Origin of the sequence: Prevotella sp. OH937_COT-195 (genome assembly GCF_003932845.1) — a bacterium.
GTDB lineage: Bacteria > Bacteroidota > Bacteroidia > Bacteroidales > Bacteroidaceae > Prevotella.
Window position 1 is genome coordinate 1 of sequence record NZ_RQZH01000148.1, and the last position, 446, is coordinate 446.

At 29.1% G+C, this 446-nt stretch carries 1 protein-coding gene and 1 pseudogene; both read right to left on the reverse strand.

Features of this window, described 5'->3' with window-relative positions; all coding sequences use genetic code 11:
• Positions 1-84: pseudogene (locus EII32_RS12870) on the reverse strand (hypothetical protein); the annotation flags it as partial.
• Between the two features lie 95 nt (positions 85-179).
• The gene (locus EII32_RS12435) at positions 180-377 is read right to left on the reverse strand and encodes a recombinase family protein (RefSeq protein ID WP_233582403.1); all 198 of its coding nucleotides are present in this window, start codon (positions 375-377) and stop codon (positions 180-182) included.
• Positions 378-446 lie beyond the last annotated feature (69 nt).

Consider the following 446-nt stretch of genomic DNA (forward strand, 5'->3'; position numbering starts at 1 on the left):
ACTTAAAACTGTTTGTTTTACTATATCAACTATTTTATAACCTTCTCTATATAGTAACCCTACTGTATCAGCTTTATCATTTCTCTTAGAAGGCCTCCTATATTCCTTTCCCTAGCTTTTGCACTTCTTAAACCTTCTTTAGTCCTTTGACTTATTAAGTCCCTTTCTAGCTGATTCAATCAACTCATAACAGTTAGTAAAAAACTATTATATGGATTATCACTTGATGTATCTAGCCAAGTATCTTTAATGCTTTTTATATCAGCTCCCTTAGCTTTTATTCTATCTATAATATTAAGTAACTCCTTTGTACTTCTTGATATCCTATTTAAATCGGTTATTATAACCATGTCTCTTTCTTGAAGTTCTTCTATCATATTATCTAGCTACTCTCTATTAGATTTCATTCCACTTGTTTTTTCTTGATATATATTTCTCTTATATAC

Coding starts and splice junctions, on each gene's coding strand:
- EII32_RS12435 (WP_233582403.1), bottom strand. CDS start 377: ATGATAGAAGAACTTCAAGAAAGAGACATGGTTATAATAACCGATTTA.